This is a genomic window from Sphingobacterium haloxyli (assembly GCF_002980525.1).
In the GTDB taxonomy this organism is placed as follows: domain Bacteria; phylum Bacteroidota; class Bacteroidia; order Sphingobacteriales; family Sphingobacteriaceae; genus Sphingobacterium; species Sphingobacterium haloxyli.
In genome coordinates, this window is sequence record NZ_PVBQ01000011.1 from 1 (window position 1) to 18,264 (window position 18,264).

The 18,264-nt window shown below is 43.3% G+C and carries 13 protein-coding genes; 9 read left to right on the forward strand and 4 right to left on the reverse strand.

Annotation, left to right across the window (positions count from 1 at the left end):
• Positions 1-723: 723 nt before the first annotated feature.
• The 3 genes from C5745_RS13625 to C5745_RS13635 all read left to right on the forward strand — a co-directional run bounded on the left by C5745_RS13625 (position 724) and on the right by C5745_RS13635 (position 4,383).
• Positions 724-1,107, forward strand: coding sequence for an HU family DNA-binding protein (locus C5745_RS13625; RefSeq protein WP_165793097.1), 384 nt, complete (start codon positions 724-726; stop codon positions 1,105-1,107).
• 405 nt (positions 1,108-1,512) lie between these two features.
• The gene (locus tag C5745_RS13630; protein WP_105717570.1) at positions 1,513-2,799 is read left to right on the forward strand and encodes an ATP-binding protein; all 1,287 of its coding nucleotides are present in this window, start codon (positions 1,513-1,515) and stop codon (positions 2,797-2,799) included.
• Positions 2,800-3,351: 552 nt separating this feature from the next.
• Positions 3,352-4,383: a GntR family transcriptional regulator gene (locus tag C5745_RS13635; protein WP_105717571.1), complete on the forward strand. Its 1,032-nt coding sequence runs from the start codon at positions 3,352-3,354 to the stop codon at positions 4,381-4,383.
• 27 nt (positions 4,384-4,410) lie between these two features.
• On the opposite strand, the gene C5745_RS13640 is transcribed toward C5745_RS13635, so the two are convergent.
• Positions 4,411-5,106 carry an NUDIX hydrolase gene (locus C5745_RS13640; RefSeq protein ID WP_105717572.1) on the reverse strand — a complete coding sequence of 232 codons (696 nt, stop codon included), beginning with the start codon at positions 5,104-5,106 and terminating at the stop codon, positions 4,411-4,413.
• 224 nt (positions 5,107-5,330) lie between these two features.
• Here C5745_RS13640 and C5745_RS13645 point away from each other — a divergent pair, with 224 nt between their 5' ends.
• The 6 genes from C5745_RS13645 to C5745_RS13670 all read left to right on the forward strand — a co-directional run bounded on the left by C5745_RS13645 (position 5,331) and on the right by C5745_RS13670 (position 14,810).
• Positions 5,331-7,049, forward strand: coding sequence for a ribulokinase (locus tag C5745_RS13645; protein WP_105717690.1), 1,719 nt, complete (start codon positions 5,331-5,333; stop codon positions 7,047-7,049).
• A 5-nt stretch (positions 7,050-7,054) separates the two neighbouring features.
• Entirely contained in the window at positions 7,055-7,750 is a 696-nt protein-coding gene (locus tag C5745_RS13650) for an L-ribulose-5-phosphate 4-epimerase (RefSeq protein ID WP_105717573.1), read from the forward strand.
• A gap of 57 nt (positions 7,751-7,807) precedes the next feature.
• Positions 7,808-9,310, forward strand: a complete 1,503-nt coding sequence (gene araA / locus C5745_RS13655; protein ID WP_105717574.1) for an L-arabinose isomerase — start codon at positions 7,808-7,810, stop codon at positions 9,308-9,310.
• 68 nt (positions 9,311-9,378) lie between these two features.
• The gene (locus C5745_RS13660) at positions 9,379-11,079 is read left to right on the forward strand and encodes a sodium:solute symporter family transporter (RefSeq protein WP_105717575.1); all 1,701 of its coding nucleotides are present in this window, start codon (positions 9,379-9,381) and stop codon (positions 11,077-11,079) included.
• Between the two features lie 38 nt (positions 11,080-11,117).
• The gene (locus tag C5745_RS13665; RefSeq protein ID WP_105717576.1) at positions 11,118-12,266 is read left to right on the forward strand and encodes an aldose epimerase family protein; all 1,149 of its coding nucleotides are present in this window, start codon (positions 11,118-11,120) and stop codon (positions 12,264-12,266) included.
• 141 nt (positions 12,267-12,407) lie between these two features.
• Entirely contained in the window at positions 12,408-14,810 is a 2,403-nt protein-coding gene (locus C5745_RS13670; protein ID WP_105717691.1) for a glycosyl hydrolase 115 family protein, read from the forward strand.
• 35 nt (positions 14,811-14,845) lie between these two features.
• On the opposite strand, the gene C5745_RS13675 is transcribed toward C5745_RS13670, so the two are convergent.
• The 3 genes from C5745_RS13675 to C5745_RS13685 all read right to left on the reverse strand — a co-directional run bounded on the left by C5745_RS13675 (position 14,846) and on the right by C5745_RS13685 (position 18,233).
• Entirely contained in the window at positions 14,846-15,424 is a 579-nt protein-coding gene (locus tag C5745_RS13675; RefSeq protein ID WP_105717577.1) for a DUF4136 domain-containing protein, read from the reverse strand.
• A 409-nt stretch (positions 15,425-15,833) separates the two neighbouring features.
• The gene (locus C5745_RS13680; protein ID WP_105717578.1) at positions 15,834-17,459 is read right to left on the reverse strand and encodes an NAD+ synthase; all 1,626 of its coding nucleotides are present in this window, start codon (positions 17,457-17,459) and stop codon (positions 15,834-15,836) included.
• A gap of 90 nt (positions 17,460-17,549) precedes the next feature.
• Positions 17,550-18,233, reverse strand: a complete 684-nt coding sequence (locus C5745_RS13685; protein ID WP_105717579.1) for an FKBP-type peptidyl-prolyl cis-trans isomerase — start codon at positions 18,231-18,233, stop codon at positions 17,550-17,552.
• Between the last annotated feature and the right edge of the window lie 31 nt (positions 18,234-18,264).

Sequence of the window (18,264 nt, forward strand, 5' to 3'; positions counted from 1 at the left end):
GTCTATCCTGTCCAAAACCTCGTTTAAGATGCGTACGGGATGATCCGGAGCAATCAATTCCCCCAAATCGGGCGGGAGCAGCATGGTCTGGTGCTGCAGGTTACGCTTGAAAACCACCGTGGTCGTTTTGCCTCTTGCCATACCTTAAAGATAGGGGTCAGAACACTGATATACAACAGGATAGATGAATAAAATATCAACAAAAAATAGAAATAATGTGGAGAATAGTAGAAAATAAAAAAAGGCTGCTCAAAAATTACTTTTGAGACAGCCTCATTTTATTTTTAAGTTTGAAGTTCTTTTAGAAGGTTGAGTCTGCCATTTAAAGAAATTATAAACAGAGTTCTTGTTGTATTCGTTTGTTATAGTTTTTTACAACTATTTTATGAATAGATTAACCGAACACTATTCCTATATAGATAGGGGGTTCGTATCTATTCATGAGTTTTTTTCATATCGTATTTATGATCAACTTTGCTCAAACACATCAGGAACTACCAATTATGGACATTTCAACCATTTTCGGACATTTGATGCCATTTCGGTCATTTTCGGACATTTCGGACAAAGAGATTTGAAGGATGCTTTATGTTTGTCCTGTTCGATTATCTCGCGAGGATTAGAACATGGAAAAAGGTATTGGAAAACAACCTTGGAAAGAGCTCGCCGTGGTGCAGTAGACCGATACCGACAAACATTTTTTAAACTCTTAATTTTAGTATTATGGCAATTAAATTCAATGTTCAGGAAATCGGCAACCCGCAGGATGCGGCTGCCCCAAAAAAATTCTATGCACGTCCGGTGAGCAGCGGCGAGATTACCCTGGAAGATCTAGCTTCTGACATCTCCCATGGATCGTCCATTACGGAATCAGACGTCATGGCGGTGTTGTATAGCTTGGTGCGCGAGATTCCGCGCAACATCTCTCGAGGCTACATTGTTCGTTTGGGTGAACTTGGGTCTTTTCGTTTGGGAACGAGTAGCATGGGCAGTGAAACATCAGAGGAAGTAACGGCTGCTAATATCCACCGCAAACGGGTGTTGTTCCACAACGGCACACGTATAAAAAAAGCTATAACAGATTTAACTTTCAAGAAAAGTGAATAGTAATCGTTCATAGCGTAGCAAATAAGGCCGGTATTTTAGAATACCGGCTTTTTTGTGTGCATACTCCTTAAACTCACCACGGCCATTCATAAAAGCGAAGGTTTGTTTATTTAAAAGGAAGTTTGTTTTGAGTAAACGCCCGTCGCTACTCTCCAAAAACAAACTTCGAATCGGAAAAGTCGCTATAGTCAGTTTTTACAAAACAAAAACGTAGACGGCGGCACCTCTCTTTTGTCAGTGGGGGCCTCTGCATGGTGAACAGCAGGTATACCATTGTTAATAGGCAGTCTATACGTCGTTTGGAAATATTAAACTCCTACATAAAAAAGTAGTTTTTATCATAAACTCGTACATAAAAGTGTTGTTTATGACGTAAACTCGTACATATTCTTGTATTATTGTAATATGAAACGAGATTTATATCCACAGTTATTGTCATGGAAGTCCCGGGAGGGACATAAGCCATTAATTATTAGAGGTGCCCGTCAAGTTGGAAAGACATGGTTGATGCGTACTTTTGGAAAGGCATCCTACGCAAAAGTTGCATACGTGAACATGGAAAGCAATCCGTTGATAAAAAATCTTTTTACGACTGACTTCAATATTGATCGTATTATATTAGGTCTGCAAATCGAAACGGGCATTTCGATTGATGAAAATACACTTCTCATTTTCGATGAGATACAAGAAGTTCCGGAGGCTATTACAGCCCTAAAATATTTTCACGAAAATGCACCACAATACGATATAATCTGTGCCGGCTCATTGCTAGGTGTGACACTTCATAATCATACTTCTTTTCCCGTTGGCAAAGTAGAATTTATAGATCTTTACCCCTTGTCATTTACAGAGTTTCTATCGGCAGCTGGGCAAGACGCCTTAGTACAATTGCTAAAAAGCAGCGATTGGCCAATGATCAATAGCTTCTCGCCAAAATTTAAAGAATGGTTGCGTCATTATTATTATGTTGGGGGAATGCCTGAGGCTGTAAATACATTTGTGAAATCTAGGAACCACGATGAGGTAAGGGCGGTACAAAAGCGTATATTGACAGCCTATGAGCAAGATTTTTCCAAACACGCTCCACACGATATTGTCCCGCGTATTCGCATGCTTTGGAACGCAATACCCGCTCAGTTGGTAAAAGAGAATAAAAAGTTTATCTATGGAATTATACGACAGGGGGCTCGGGCGAAGGATTATGAATTGGCAATGACATGGTTGATCGATTGCGGGTTAGTTCATAAAATACACAATGTCAGTAAGCCGGCTATCCCGCTAAAGGCCTATGAGAATTTTAGTGCTTTCAAACTGTTTTTGGTCGATGTTGGCTTACTTGCTGCGATGACTGATCTAGATGTACGCAGTCTGTTAGAGGGCAACATGGTTTTTCGAGAGTTTAAGGGCGCTCTGACTGAACAATATGTTCTTCAGCAATTCGTGACCCGGGAAGATCTTAACACATACTATTGGTCTCCTGACAATTCACGGGCAGAGATCGACTTTCTTATTCAATACAAAGGCGAGGTTATACCCGTGGAGGTGAAAGCTGAAGAAAACTTACAAGCCAAAAGTTTGCGTGTATATTGTGACAAATACCAGCCTCGAAAGGCCATCCGCGCCTCTATGAGCGATTACCGGGAAGAAAGTTGGATGACCAACATACCGCTATTTGCACTGTCGGCGATATAGTGCGGGTAATGCTCCTTTATGTCTGCCAGCAGCAAAGACTTTGCATTTTTTTCAAAATAGCTTGTCGAATATCGACGTCGGTAATCTCCCATTTTGTACATCTACATAGCCCCAACCTCCATGTACTTAGCGTCTATGTACCGTGACATAATCAACAAAGCAATGTAGTTGTCGATCTTGTCACGTTACATAACGAACGACGCACTATATATAAACCACAAGTCAACGTACAACATAGACATGTCGCGTGCATGCCTTGCAAACACAATGGATGTTGCTGCTTTCTCATGCGACATAATCGGTATGTACGGGAACACAATGAGCAACGCACCGAACATGATGGTTTTGTCAAGGGACAAAATCTACATGTCCCGTGCAGGCATTCACATGTACATGTACATAATCGCAAAGAAATAACTGTTTGCCGTTTTTCCGTGTGCCGACGGGACACTTCCGTACGCAGACGACACCATCAGTATGTGTGTAAACGTCTTTTCGCTTGCATTTTTTCCAAAAAAAACGTTTCTTTAATGTTTCTATAATAGAAATAACATGAGCGACATTGATTTTATCAAAAGCATTCAGATCAGCGAGTTTTCGTCTACGCCGAAGTATTTGCAATTAGCGGATGCGGTCATTGAAGGCGTGCGAAAGAATCAATTGAAGCAAGGAGATATTCTGCCTTCTATCAACGAAGTGAGTGTGTATTTTGATATTTCCCGAGATACCGTAGAAAAAGGCTACAGGCACCTTAAAAGCTTGGATATTATCTCGTCTACGCCCGGAAAAGGGTATTTTGTTGCCAAATCAGATGTAGTTAGCAAACAGAAGATTGCTTTATTTCTAAATAAACTAAGTGCGCATAAAAAAATTATTTACGATGCCTTTGCGCGCGAGCTTGGCGATGAAGCATCATTAGACTTGTTCGTGTATAACAGCGATATTTCACATCTGCGTAGCTTATTGTTGAATTTAACGAAGCAATACGACCGTTATGTGGTGTTTCCCCATTTCAAAGAGGGAAGTGATCAAGCGCCAGAGGTACTAAGACTTATTCCTGTCGATAAGTTGATGTTATTAGGGAAACTCATCGATGGGTTGGAAGGAAGTTTTGACGCGGTCTATGAAAACTATGAGAAAGATATTTATGAGGCGTTGGAGAAAATGTTGTCGCCCCTCTCGCAGTACCGTACGTTGAAACTTGTCTTTCCTGATCACAGCGATTACCCCAAAGCTATAATCAAAGGCTTTTATAGGTTTTGTCAGCAATATGCGTTTGATCACCTGCTTGTAGGCGATATTTCCGTAGAAACGCTGAAGAAAGGGGAATGCTATATCATGCTGGCCGAAGACGATCTGGTACAGATTTTAGAAAAGACGATCGCAAAAGATTATCAGATTGGCAAAGATGTCGGGGTAATATCCTACAATGAAACGCCGCTCAAAAAATTTATCCTCAATGGCATAGCGACTATCTCTACCGACTTCGAGCTCATGGGGAAATATGCCGCGCAAATCATCAAACAGCAGAAAAAAGAGCAGAAAGAAACGCCATTCTATGTCAATATCCGACCCTCTTTATAGTGCGTAACCCATACAATTTATAGTTCATCATTCAACGGACCAGCCTGGCAAATAGCGTAGGAACGACATTATTTTCTCCTTATATATAGCCATATTCAAGCGATAATAAAAAGCACCTTTTTTCGAGTTCTTATCTTTTTCGTTTAATTTGATGATCAGGCCAGAAGCGAGAAGCTTACGGCTAAAATTCCGCTTATCCAGATCGATATCATATACACATTCATATAAGGATGCGATTTGAGGAACAGTAAACTTTTCCGGCAACAACTCAAACAAGATGGGATACAACGCCGCTTTAGTGCGTAGCGTATGCTTTGCAGCGGCAATCATGTCTTCGTGATCGAAAATAAGCTTCGGGTGATCGTTCAGGGGAAACCATTTTGCTTCATACTCCTCACTTAGAATATGCTTATATTGTTTTGTGTCGATTAGCGCAAAGTAAGTGATACTGACCACTCGTCGTTTTTCGCGGCCGGGTTCGCCAAATATGCCGCAATTTTCCATATAGAGGTTCGTCAAGCCCGTTAGCTTTTTGAGAACGCGCGAGGCGGCCCGTTCGGGGCTCTCGTCGTCCTGTACAAAACCTCCCATCAAGCTCCATTTATTACGTTCTGGCGCAATTGCTCTTTTTACTAATAATATTTCCAGCGATTCACCATTAAAGCCAAGGATAACGCAATCCACGGCCAGCAAAGTTTTTGGTTCGTTTTTGTAAAAATCCATATATTGATTGTAGGGCTCCCCCACGTTAATAGATTACTGATTTATGCTGTTAATATAGCTACAATTAAATTTATTTTACGGAATATAAAATAAAATTTTCACTTTTCTAAAATTAAGTGTTAATTTGACATTAATTTTGAACGAGAAACGCTTGAATCCATATTTGTAGGAATATGGACGAGGGACAGAAAAAAGGTATTATAAACCAGAAAAAGGTGTTCGTAATGGAAAAATCGTATGTGATTGGATTGGATTATGGCAGTGACTCCGTGAGAGCCATATTGGTCGATGCAGCTAATGGAAATGAAATTGCTTCGTCTGTATTTTATTATCCAAGGTGGAAAAAAGGAGAATTTTGTGATGCGTCGGCGAGTCAGTTTCGCCAACATCCGCTGGATTATATAGAGGGGCTGGAAGCAACAGTGAAGGATTGCTTAAAAAAAGCGGAGGGAGTTGTCACTGCGCAACAGGTAAAAGCTATTTCGGTAGATACTACCGGGTCTACGCCGATAGCAGTGGATGAGCGCGGTGTTCCTTTAGCTTTATTAGATGAATTTGCGGATAACCCCAATGCGATGTTCGTGTTGTGGAAAGACCATACCGCAGTACAAGAGGCGCAACAAATTAATGATCATGCAAACAGCTTTGATCTCAACTATCTAAAATATGTTGGCGGAGTTTACTCGTCTGAATGGTTTTGGGCAAAACTACTGCACATTTTACGGGTGGATGAATCGGTGCGAAAATCTCTTTATACTTGGGTGGAACATTGTGATTATATCCCTTTTCTACTGACAGGCGGAACGCGAGCAACAGCTATTAAACGGAGTGTTTGCGCTGCGGGACATAAATCGCTTTGGGCGGCTGAGTTTGACGGGCTACCTCCCAATTCATTTTTTAGTTCATTAGATCCTTTATTAGATGGTATCACAGCACGGTTGTTTACGGAAACATATACCTCCGACCAATCTGCGGGTACATTATCGGAAGAATGGGCTGCGCGATTGGGGCTGTCTACCGATGTTGTTGTAGGTGTAGGTGCATTTGACTGTCATATGGGGGCTGTGGGTGGAGAGATCGAACCTTATTATGTGAGTAAGGTGATCGGTACCTCAACATGTGATGTGCTCGTCGCGCCAAAAACAGAGGTAGCGGATACGCTCGTAAAAGGTATTTGTGGACAGGTAGATGGTTCGGTGATTCCGGGAATGATTGGTATGGAAGCAGGCCAGTCGGCCTTTGGCGATGCCTATGCCTGGTTCAAACAAGTACTACTTTGGCCGGTAAAAAATTTGTTAGCAGATAGCGGGGTTTTAGGAGAAGAGGACGTGAATAAAGTGATTGATTTTATCGATGACCAGATCATTCCACAGTTAGGAAGGCAAGCCGAAGCGCTACCGGTAACGCAAACCTCCGAACTTGCGCTCGACTGGTTTAACGGCCGCCGTACTCCCGATGCCGACCAAACGTTGAAAGCCGCAATAAGCGGATTGCACCTCGGAACAGATGCGCCGCGGATTTTCCGTGCCATTGTGGAAGCGACCTGCTTCGGAGCAAAAGGTATAGTAGACCGTTTTATAGACGAAGGCATCCCTGTTAAGGGAATAATCGGATTGGGGGGAGTAGCCAAAAAGTCTCCCTATATTATGCAGACGATGGCCGATGTAATCAATATGCCCATACGGGTACACAAATCGGAACAGACCTGTGCGTTAGGTGCAGCGATGTTTGCCGCAACAGTAGCTGGTATCTATACGAAAGTAGAAGATGCAATGGAAGCCATGGGACAAGGCTTCGAGCGTACGTATAGTCCCCGCCCGGAGATGGTGGCCATTTATGCAGATCGCTATGAACAGTATAAAAAATTAGGATCTTTTGTTGAAAATAAAGACGCCAGAATCAGCGAACAGCGATTGGTTAGTCAAATCACAGAAAACGAATAATAACAATGTATACAGCAATAAAAGAAGAGGCATACGCGTGCAACATGCAGCTGCCTAAATTGGGTTTAGTGCTATTTACCTTTGGAAATGTAAGTGTGGCAGATCGCGAGAAAGGTGTTTTTGCTATTAAACCGAGTGGTATTCCGTATGAAGAGCTGACGCCAGATCAGATGGTGATTGTCGACTTCGAAGGAAATACGGTAGAGGGCAACTTGCGTCCTTCCTCGGATACAAAGACACACGCCGTACTTTACAAACATTGGGATGGTATTGGTGGGATTACCCATACCCATTCTACATACGGTACCGCATGGGCGCAGAGTCAACGGGATATTCCTATTTTTGGAACGACTCACGCTGATCACCTGACGGTTGACATACCCTGTGCGCCACCAATGAGTGATGAGATGATCCTGGGAAACTACGAATACGAAACGGGCTTTCAGATTATTAACCATTTTGAAGCGCAGCAGTTGGATTATAAGGAAGTCGAAATGGTATTGGTTGGAAACCATGCTCCGTTTGCATGGGGAAAGACGGGTATTAAATCGGTCTATAACAGTGCGGTATTGGAAACGGTAGCGCAAATGGCGCATTTAACGGAACAAATCAATCCGAACGCACCTCGGCTTAAAGACGCATTGATTAAAAAGCATTATGATCGTAAACATGGTACGGATGCGTATTATGGGCAGGAATAAAGCAGTGATGAGTGATAAATTATAAGGGATAAGTTATCCAAAAATAAATAACGAAAAATGAATATTGCATTAAATAAATTACAAGTATGGTTCCTGACGGGGAGCCAAGATTTATATGGAGAAGAAACACTACGGGAAGTAGCGGTGCATGCTGCAGAAATTGCAGGATATCTTTCAGCCCACGAAAAAATCCCGGTCGAGGTAATCTATAAGCCTATTGTAAAGAATAGCGACGAGATTTATGACACTATTGTGGAGGCTAACGCTACGCGGGAATGTATCGGGTTGGTAACGTGGATGCACACTTTCTCTCCGGCTAAAATGTGGATAAGAGGCTTGAAAGCATTGCAGAAGCCGTTATTGCACCTGCATACGCAATATAATAGAGACATCCCATGGGAAACGATGGACATGGATTTCATGAACCTCAACCAAAGTGCACATGGTGACCGGGAATTTGGACATATCGTTACGCGTTTAAATATAGGACGTAAGGTCGTAACCGGCCATTGGCAAGATGAAGAAGTCATTGACCGGATTAATGTATGGACACGGGCTGCCGCGGCATGGCATGATTGGCAGGGGGCGAAGTTTGCCCGTTTCGGCGATAATATGCGCAACGTAGCCGTTACCGATGGGGACAAAGTAGAAGCGGAAACAAAATTTGGTTTTTCGGTAAACACCTACGCTATCGGTGATTTAGTTGCGGTGATCAATGAAACCAGTGATGAAGAACTTCAAGCACTGTTAAACGAATACGAAGAAACGTATGAGTTGGCGGATAATGTAATAGCGGGTGGGGCAGACCGCCAAAGCCTAGTAGAAGCTGCTAAAATTGAAATCGGTCTCCGTAAATTCTTGGAAGCAGGTAATTTCAAAGGCTTTACCGATACTTTCGAGGATCTACATGGTATGGTACAATTGCCAGGTTTACCGGTTCAACGTTTGATGGCAGAAGGTTATGGGTTTGCGGGAGAAGGCGATTGGAAGACCCCTGCATTGGTTCGCGCTTGTAAAGTAATGGGGGCAGGGCTGCCGGGTACAACCGCTTTTATGGAAGATTATACCTACCATTTCGATCCGGACAATGCGATGGTGCTGGGGTCGCATATGTTAGAGATCGATGCGGCACTGGCTGCACATAAGCCAAGGATTGAAGTACATCCACTGGGCATTGGGGGAAAAGCGGACCCGGCTCGTTTGGTCTTTAACGGTATCAGCGGACCCGCCCTGAACGCTTCGTTAGTGGATATGGGAACACGCTTCCGCCTGATCGTCAACAAAGTGGAAGGTGTGCCGGTTGTGGAGAAACTTCCAAAATTACCAGTTGCTAGGGTGCTATGGAGACCGTTACCGGATATGAAAACAGGATGTAGTGCCTGGATTTATGCTGGAGGAGCACACCACACTGCATATAGTCTGAGTCTGACACCCGAATATCTGGAAGATTTCGCAAGGATCGCGGGACTCGAATATGTAGCAATTGATGAAAATACAACACTGACAGGTTTGGAAAACCAACTAAAGTGGAATGAATTATATTACTTGCTAAAAAAATAGCCTTACCAAGGCTTTCCAAAACACGATCATGTAGCGGAAAGCCTTTTTACTTATCAGCTGTATAACACATGGAAAAATTTGCAACAGTAGACTACATTATCTTCGTAATCTACTTTTTTGTTGTAGCCGGGTATGGCTACTGGATCTACCGTAAGAAAACGGCGGCACAAAACACCAGTAAGGATTATTTTCTCGCAGAAGGCTCATTAACATGGTGGGCCATTGGGGCGTCCTTAATTGCTTCCAATATCTCAGCAGAGCAGTTTATCGGGATGAGCGGAAATGGTTTTGAAGTAGGAATCGCGGTAGCAGCTTACGAGATTATTGCAGCAGTTGCACTTATTATTGTGGCTGTATGGTTCATTCCTGTCTATCTGAAGAATAAGATCTTCACGATGCCGCAGTTCTTGAACAACCGTTATAACGAAACGACAAGTCTTATCATGGCGGTGTTTTGGTTGTTTTTATATGTGTTCGTGAACCTGACGTCGATTCTTTATTTGGGAGCAATAGCGATCTCCAGCTTGGCGGGTGGAGGAGACACTTTTCATTTAATCATGGTTGCGTTGGCTGTCTTTGCCGTCATCATTACGCTCGGCGGTATGCGTGTTATTGGTTTTACCGACGTTATCCAGGTGGTTGTACTGATCATTGGTGGTATCGCGACAACCTATGTAGCCCTGACATTGGTCAGTGAACATTTCGGATTTGGTAAAGATGTACTTGCGGGCTTCAATGCGTTGATGACTGATGCGCCTGAGCATTTCAATATGATCGTCGAGAAACCTGGCCCTGGTGCTACGCAGGAAGAAATTAACAAATATTTGATGTTACCGGGTATAGGAATGTATCTTGCCGGGATATGGATCGTGAACCTAAACTACTGGGGTTGTAACCAGTATATTACCCAACGTGCATTAGGAGCCGACCTCAACACAGCGCGTAAGGGTATTCTTTTTGCAGGTTTTCTTAAGCTTTTCATGCCAATCATCGTTATGTTGCCTGGTATCGCGGCTTATGTATTGTATAAGAACGGAGCTTTGCAGGAAGAAATGGCACCAGGCGGTGTGTTCCATGCGGATAACGCATATTCGGCAATCTTAGGCTATTTACCAAACGGTATGAAAGGATTGGCACTTGCCGCGTTAACAGCAGCCATTGTAGCTGGTCTCGCAGGTAAAGCGAATAGTATAGCCACCATCTTTACGCTGGATATCTACAAGAAGTACATGAATAAAGACGCTAGCGAAGGTAAAATGGTTTGGATCGGCAAACTAACGATTATTGCGTCCATCCTAATCGCTGTTCTCTTTACCTGGAACGACACCTTAGGTATAGGTGGTGCCGGAGGATTTACCTTTATCCAGAAGTATACCGGATTTATCAGTCCGGGTGTTTTTGCGATGTTCTTACTAGGCATGTTTTGGAAGCGTACGACCGGACCAGCTGCGATTGCGGGGCTTATTACAGGGTTTGCACTTTCCGTCTTCTTTAATGAGTTTGCGGTGAACGTCTTCGGCCCGGAAACCTGGATCTATACAGCCTACCCGAACAGGTTTGGTGTATACGAGATTCCTTTTCAAATCTGTATGGGATTAGCTTTCGCGTTTACGATGCTTGTGATGGTGGGAATAAGCTTATTTGGTCCTAAAGTTAATCCGAAAGCATTTGAACTCGATAGAAAAATGTTTAAGGTGGAACCTTCCATTCTCGTGATGATTGTTATAACTTTACTGCTCGTAACAGCAATTTACGTGAGGTTCTGGTAAGAAAGGGTAAAACGTAACAACTATAAACTATAAAGAACATGAAAAGAAATGTTTTCATTGCATTATTGGCTACAGCTGCATTGACCTATGCCTGTCAGCAAGGAGCTAATAAAAGCGAAACAGGAGATGCAAAAAGCGACAGTATCGAACAGACCGCTTTTGATGCAGTTATTGACGGAAAAGATGTTAGACTGTATTCGCTAAAAAATGACAGGCTGCATGTAACCCTTACAAACTATGGAGCAAGGTTAGTCAGCCTAAGCGTAAAAGATAAGGAAGGAAAGGAGACGGACGTTATCTTGGGCTACGATACGGCAGAAGAGTTTAAGCGAAATGCAAGTAACTTTTACGGCGCCATTGTTGGACGGTATGGAAACCGTATAGGTAACGCGTCCTTCACTCTTAATAATCAAACATATGCGTTGGAAAAGAACGACGGTGAAAATTCACTTCACGGCGGTACAAATGGCGTGTATAACAAAGTATGGACCGTAGAGCAAACTTCGGACACAGCTATTACATTGGCCTACACATCTCCAGATGGGGAAGCTGGATATCCGGGAACAGTAACCATGAAAGTGACGTATTCCCTAACGGATAATGGCGGATTGGTTATCGATTACGAAGGATCGACGGATAAAGAAACGGTACTGAACTTGACCAACCACGCTTATTTTAATCTCAACGGAGAAGGCGATTCAACGATATTAGATCATGAGTTGCAAATAGATGCGGAAGCTATCACAGAAGTGGACGGAACGTTGATCCCTACGGGTAATAGCTTAGCAGTAGCCGGTACGGCGTTCGATTTCCGTAAATCGCAGACGATCGGATCACGTGTCGATGCAGACGACGAACAACTAAAGGTTGGTAAGGGGTATGACCACAACTTTGAACTAGTGAAAGGGGAGGGATTCCGTAAGGTAGCCGTAGTCTATGCGCCTAAAACAGGGATTGAAATGCAAATATTAACAACCGAACCGGGCTTACAGTTTTATAGTGGTAACTTTATGGGAGATAGTGATCCGAAGGGTAAAGGGGGAAAAGGATATCCTTTTCGTTCAGCATTCTGCCTGGAAACACAACATTTTCCGGATGCACCTAATCAACCCTCTTTTCCGTCCACGGTGTTGAAGCCGGGCGAGCAATACACGTCAAAAACAGAATACCGTTTTGGAGTGAGATAATTAAAAAAGGAAGGTGTCTAAAAAGGGCACCTTCCTTTTTAGACGCCTTCATCTCTTTTTATAGTCCTCCTTAGCTTTTCTCCTTCTTGCCATAACACTGCAGGTTGCGCTTCGCCATTTTATGGATTAACTTTAATGTTGATGAAAAGAATAATAGGAACGTTCCTTCTTTTGTTTATTGCTTTTTGCAGTTTAGCACAGGAAGGATTTAAATTGATAACCAACGGACAAGGTGCTTCCCTACATTATAGTGGTACAGCGTCTTTGGTGGAAACGGCAATCGGCATGGTGGTAGAAGATTCGAAAGGTGTTACGGAGCGGCCATTTCGATTGATCAACAAACCGAAGAACGAATCAGTCATTATTGGCATTCCGGGTGAAAATAAGGTATTTGATCAGCTCCTGTCTAAATATCGGATTGATATTACGAAGATTACAGGACAATGGGAGGCTTTTCATATACAAGCTGTAAGCAACGGAAAAACGCAGTTGTTGTTTGTAGTCGGTAGTGATCCGCATGGGGCGGCGTATGGCGTGTTAGAGCTGTCCCGACTAATCGGTGTGTCACCGTGGGTTTGGTGGGCCGATGCGACACCTGAACGAAAGTCGGACGTTATATTGCCGGCTGGTTTTCAAGATACCCAACGGCCCAATGTACAATATAGGGGGATTTTCCTCAACGATGAAGATTGGGGTTTGACTCCTTGGAGCGCGAATACGTTTGAACCCGAAGCTAAAATAAAGGAAGGCATAGATCCCGATAAAACAAGAAAAATGCAGACTATAGGTCCGAAGACCTACAGCAGAATTTTTGAACTCTTATTGCGGTTACGGGCAAATACGATATGGCCGGCAATGCACGAAGTAACAGTTCCTTTTTACTTTGTGCAGGGTAACCGGGAAGCCTCCGAAAAATATGGTATCTATATTGGGTCTTCGCATTGCGAACCCTTAGCAAGAAACAGTGCTACCGAATGGGATATGGTAGGCGAGGGGCGATACAATTATGTCAAGAACAAGGAAAACGTACTGTCTTATTGGTCCGATCGTCTGAAAGAACTGCGCAATTCCAATAACATTTTTACAATGGGAATGCGCGGTAAACACGACGGTGCGATGGAAGGGGTGAAAGGTGTTGCTGCATATAAGGATGCTATTGATAAGGTTATCGTTGATCAAACGGCGCTATTGAAAACCTACATTAACCCCGATCCGTCTCAAATTCCACAGGTGGTCATACCCTATAAAGAGGTGCTCGATGTATATCGAGCCGGCATGAAAGTGCCCGATTATGTAACCTTGATGTGGTGTGATGACAATTACGGTTACATTACGCATTTCCCTGATACTAAAGAAAAGCAGAGAAGGGGTGGAAACGGTGTATATTACCATATTTCTTATTGGGGAAGACCACATGACTATCTGTGGTTATCCACCGCTAGTCCGGCATTAATCCATCAACAGATGAAAACAGCCTATGACCATGATATACGCAAGATATGGATTGTCAATGTAGGGGATATCAAGCCGGGGGAGTACCAAACCGAACTGTTTCTGGATATGGCTTGGAATATCGAAAAAATTAACGAAAAGGGTGTTAACCAGCATCTTCATCGTTGGCTGGCGCGTGAATTTGGTGATGAGGCAGGGGAAAAGTTGCTACCTATCATGCAAGAATATTACCGCCTGGCACATATCCGTAAACCAGAATTTATGGGAAACACGCGTGAGGAGGAAGCCGATCGGGCATATTATCGAACGGTACGCGACTTGCCATGGAGTGAAGAAGAAGTGCGCGACCGGTTACAATCCTATAGCGATCTTTCGGCAGAAGCATCAGCAGTAGAAAGCATAATTTCGGAAAGTAAGCGGAATGCTTTTTTTCAATTGGTAAAGTATCCGATACAAGGAGCCGCGGAAATGAACAAAAAAATGTTAAGTGCACAGTTGGCTCGTCATGGGAAAGTAGACTGGAAAGAAAGCCATGACGCGTTTGATCGCATCGTAGGACTAACGGATAAATATAATGCCCTGAATGATGGAAAATGGAAACGTATGATGGATTATGGGCCTCGAAATTTACCGGTATTTCAACGCGTGAAAGAAGAGCGGGCAACTGCGCCTATGGTGAGCTATGTTAAACCACATGTAATGTTAAATGGCACCGATCTACATGGACAAGCTCATCCTGTAGAAGGATTAGGTTATGAAGGTAAGGCTGTGATGGTGCACAAAGGCGAAGAACTGTATTATGACTTGGATAAAATACAAAGTGATTCTGTTCTCGTGGAAGTACGCTTGTTACCGAGCCATCCGGTAGAGGGAGAGGATATCCGTTTTGCAATTTCGGTGGATGATACTGCTGTACAGGAAATCTCCTATAAAACAATGGGACGTAGTGAGGAGTGGAAAATGAATGTGTTGCGTAATCAAGCTATTCGTAAGATAAGCTTCCCTATAAAAGGAAAGGATAAAACAAGAATTAAAATTTCGGCAATCGATAAGGGTGTGGTGTTAGACCAGGTGTTGGTGTTTGCACTATAAAAAAAGAAGCGATGCACCACGCATCGCTTCTTTTTTTATTTCTGTATCGGATACTGTTTGAATATCCCGTTGACAATTTGTGGAAGTTTATTTATGGTCCTTTCAGGCGCTTTAACTTCTGACGATCCGCGAGCCTGCCACACAACACTATTTGTACGTCTGTCCACAGCTTCGATGATGAGATGCGCATAGCGGTATTTCTCGTGGCCTACCGGATAACTATAGCCTCCCCAGCCCATACCCCAGCCCCAGCCCATCATACCCCAACCCATGCCCCAAGGGCCCCAGCCGCCCCATCCATAAGATGGACTATAGACCATGCGGCTTTTATTATTCACAATGGTAATATAGCGGAAAAGAATATCCGGGTTGTCTTTGGAATATTGTAGACCCAATGCCTCCAATTCCTTATTGGCGGCATTCAGGATATTGGTTTTGGCGATATCATTATTAAAATAATTTTTAGATAGCGAATCCACAGGTGGAAGCCAACTGTAGGTTTTGTATTGCTGAAAATCCTGGTTCTGCACTCGGGTAGTATTATACTTCACCGAAGCACAAGACGCAAGGACGGCGATAACACCGAACATGAAAATATATTTTATCGTATTCATAATAACCTCTTGTTTTAGTATGGTATTAGACAAGTGAATTGATGGAAGGTTTAAAGTAATTTTGATGTTCTTTTCCCCGTGAAAAGAACCAAAACCTCGCCACTTAAAAATTTTGATGGGATGGATAATGCAAAAATAGTATTTCTACATATTTCAAAATTTTTGATGTGGCATTCCAGGGTTAAGGATGGGATCAAGCAATTGTATTAGCACTCCTAAAACGCTAAAGCCGCGTTTGGATTTTTTTAAGTTAAAAGGGGCGACTGGTTAACCCTGTACGAGCAACCCTTAACATTTTAGTGCCGCATCCGGAGATTTGACAACTGCAGAAATCTATCCTTAGTACTATCCCTTCCTGTCAAATATCCGAAGCGGCGATTTTTTCATTCTTTTTTCTAAAAAAAGAATATCAAAAATACTTCGCAACCAAAGGCATCACCCGCCCGCTACCGAACGCTTTCGGGCTTACACGTAGTATGGGCGGAGCTTGGAAGCGTTTAAACTCAGCATTATACAGTAATCTGGCGATGCGGTTTACCAATGTTTCCTCAAATCCCGATTGAATAATCTCCGCCGTCGATTTTTCCAATTCGATGAGTTGATAGAGTATACTATCTAATATATCGTAAGGGGGCAAAGAATCAGAATCCTTTTGATCTGGTCTTAACTCCGCCGATGGTGGTTTGACGATGGTATTCAACGGGATGACTTCCCGCTCTCGGTTGATATAACGTGCTAATGTATACGCTTGGGTTTTGTAGACATCGCCAATCACGCTCAAGGACCCTGCCATATCACCATATAATGTTCCGTATCCTACGGCCGCTTCGCTTTTATTGGATGTGTTCAATAAGATGTGGCCGAACTTATTGGAAAGCGCCATGAGAATCGTGCCGCGGACACGCGCTTGTATATTTTCTTCGGTGACGTCTGGAACTCGGCCTACAAATGATTCCGCCAGCGTGTGGTCGAAGGAGTTAGCGATGTCTTCGATCGGGATAATTTGGTGTGCGCAGCCTGTATTTTCCACTAAATCCAAAGCGTCTTTTACCGAGTGCGTGCTGGAATATTGAGATGGCATTAAGACGGCAAGAACGTTTTCTGCGCCAAGTGCTTCGCATGCTAATGCGGCGACGATCGCAGAATCTAATCCACCCGATAGACCAAGTACCGCTTTCTTAAAACCAGATTTTTGAAAATAATCGCGCATTCCTAAAAGGAGGGCTTGGTGTATCAAAGCGATTTCCGAAGGTTTGTGTTCCGCGGATGCAGGTGATTGCGCATATATGTCGACTACCTTGTAATCTTCTGCAAAACCTTTTAGTTCGGACAATATATTACCGTTCCTATCCAGTGCTAATGAACGGCCATCAAAGATAGTATCCGTATGGGCTCCTACCTGATTGACATATACTAACGGACATCCTGCTTTTATAACATTCCGTTTTAAAACGTTGAGTCGGTTATCGAAGTGCGTGTAAGAAAACGGGGAGGCGGCAATATTGATAATGAGCGATGGGTTTTCCTTCCGCAGCTCTGCCATGATATCACCTACATACGAATTCGAGACTTCGTCATCCCACAGATCTTCACAGACCGTTAGGGCCACCTTTTCTCCGTTAATTTCAACACAGGAAGCCGATCGGTTGGGTTCAAAATATCGGTATTCGTCGAAGACATCATAATCCGGTAACAAGCTTTTCTTAACAGTGTGTTGGATCTGACCATTTGCCAATACGACGGCTGCATTGTAAAGTGGTTTGCCCTCAGGATCCGTGTTTACTACGGGTGATCCGATGATACAACTGATACCCTGACAAGCTTGTGCAATCTGATGCAGGCTATCGGTGCATTGCTGGATAAATTGCGCGTTTCGTAAGAGATCTTTAGCGGGGTATCCGCCTATAGCAAGTTCAGCGAAAACAATTAACTTGGCGCCATCTGCTTTGGCACGCGTAATGTGATTGATAATTTTCTCGTTGTTGGCGGTAAAGTTGCCTATATGGTAATTCAGTTGAGCAAGCGCTATTTTCATTGTGCATGGATTTGTTAAGAGTAAAAATAATAAAAATAAACGAAGCCCGCTGATTCAAACAGCGGGCTTCGTTTATTTATAGCGATTAAATTAATTTTTATCCTTTATATCCACTACTTCAATATAAAAATGCAAGGGTGAATCTGCAGGAATAGTAATCTCTCCCTCTTTATTCTTTTGCTCTCTATTATCGTAACAGTAGGGCGACGGCGCAACAAGCTCGATGGCGGCACCTTTTTGTAAGCCTTTTTCGGTAAGTCCGCCGATTTTATAATCATTTCCGTTTAGGCGGATCTCTTTCGGGTAAAATGCAAGGTTCCAGGCTGGGATCAACCCGCCGCCCATATTATCATTTCCGATTTGGAAAGAGCGGGTTTTGTCTTTCGGGTCGTCCTCAGACGTTTCATCAAACACCTCACCGGTCAATAATTTTCCGGTATACTTTACTTCTACAGTTGGTCTGGCAAGAGCCAAGCCTCCCATAGAGCTGGGGACTAGCCAGCGCGTATATGACCCTTCTTCACCCGGTTCGTGGATTTTGAACCAGATGCCCGTGGAATCGTCCAATACTGCCCCTGGGATATGTTCTTCCGCAAAATCTTTTAGTATAGGAGCTTGCTCTTCTAACAGCGCTTCGATTCGCACGCGGTTAAGGGAATCTCTACGACGCTGTTCATCCGCCCAATCGTTATTGTTGTCGTCCGATTTGCTACAGGAGGTGATGCAGATTGTTGCTACTGCAAAAAGAAAAAGAAATTTTGATAGGTTGTTCATTGCTTTGATTAAAAAAGAGCGTGCCTAAAAG

Bases quoted from the DNA above. Each gene is read 5' to 3' on its own strand.
- C5745_RS13625 (WP_165793097.1), top strand. From the start codon at position 724: ATGGCAATTAAATTCAATGTTCAGGAAATCGGCAACCCGCAGGATGCG.
- C5745_RS13630 (WP_105717570.1), top strand. From the start codon at position 1,513: ATGAAACGAGATTTATATCCACAGTTATTGTCATGGAAGTCCCGGGAG.
- C5745_RS13635 (WP_105717571.1), top strand. From the start codon at position 3,352: ATGAGCGACATTGATTTTATCAAAAGCATTCAGATCAGCGAGTTTTCG.
- C5745_RS13640 (WP_105717572.1), bottom strand. From the start codon at position 5,106: ATGGATTTTTACAAAAACGAACCAAAAACTTTGCTGGCCGTGGATTGC.
- C5745_RS13645 (WP_105717690.1), top strand. From the start codon at position 5,331: ATGGAAAAATCGTATGTGATTGGATTGGATTATGGCAGTGACTCCGTG.
- C5745_RS13650 (WP_105717573.1), top strand. From the start codon at position 7,055: ATGTATACAGCAATAAAAGAAGAGGCATACGCGTGCAACATGCAGCTG.
- araA (WP_105717574.1), top strand. From the start codon at position 7,808: ATGAATATTGCATTAAATAAATTACAAGTATGGTTCCTGACGGGGAGC.
- C5745_RS13660 (WP_105717575.1), top strand. From the start codon at position 9,379: ATGGAAAAATTTGCAACAGTAGACTACATTATCTTCGTAATCTACTTT.
- C5745_RS13665 (WP_105717576.1), top strand. From the start codon at position 11,118: ATGAAAAGAAATGTTTTCATTGCATTATTGGCTACAGCTGCATTGACC.
- C5745_RS13670 (WP_105717691.1), top strand. From the start codon at position 12,408: ATGAAAAGAATAATAGGAACGTTCCTTCTTTTGTTTATTGCTTTTTGC.
- C5745_RS13675 (WP_105717577.1), bottom strand. From the start codon at position 15,424: ATGAATACGATAAAATATATTTTCATGTTCGGTGTTATCGCCGTCCTT.
- C5745_RS13680 (WP_105717578.1), bottom strand. From the start codon at position 17,459: ATGAAAATAGCGCTTGCTCAACTGAATTACCATATAGGCAACTTTACC.
- C5745_RS13685 (WP_105717579.1), bottom strand. From the start codon at position 18,233: ATGAACAACCTATCAAAATTTCTTTTTCTTTTTGCAGTAGCAACAATC.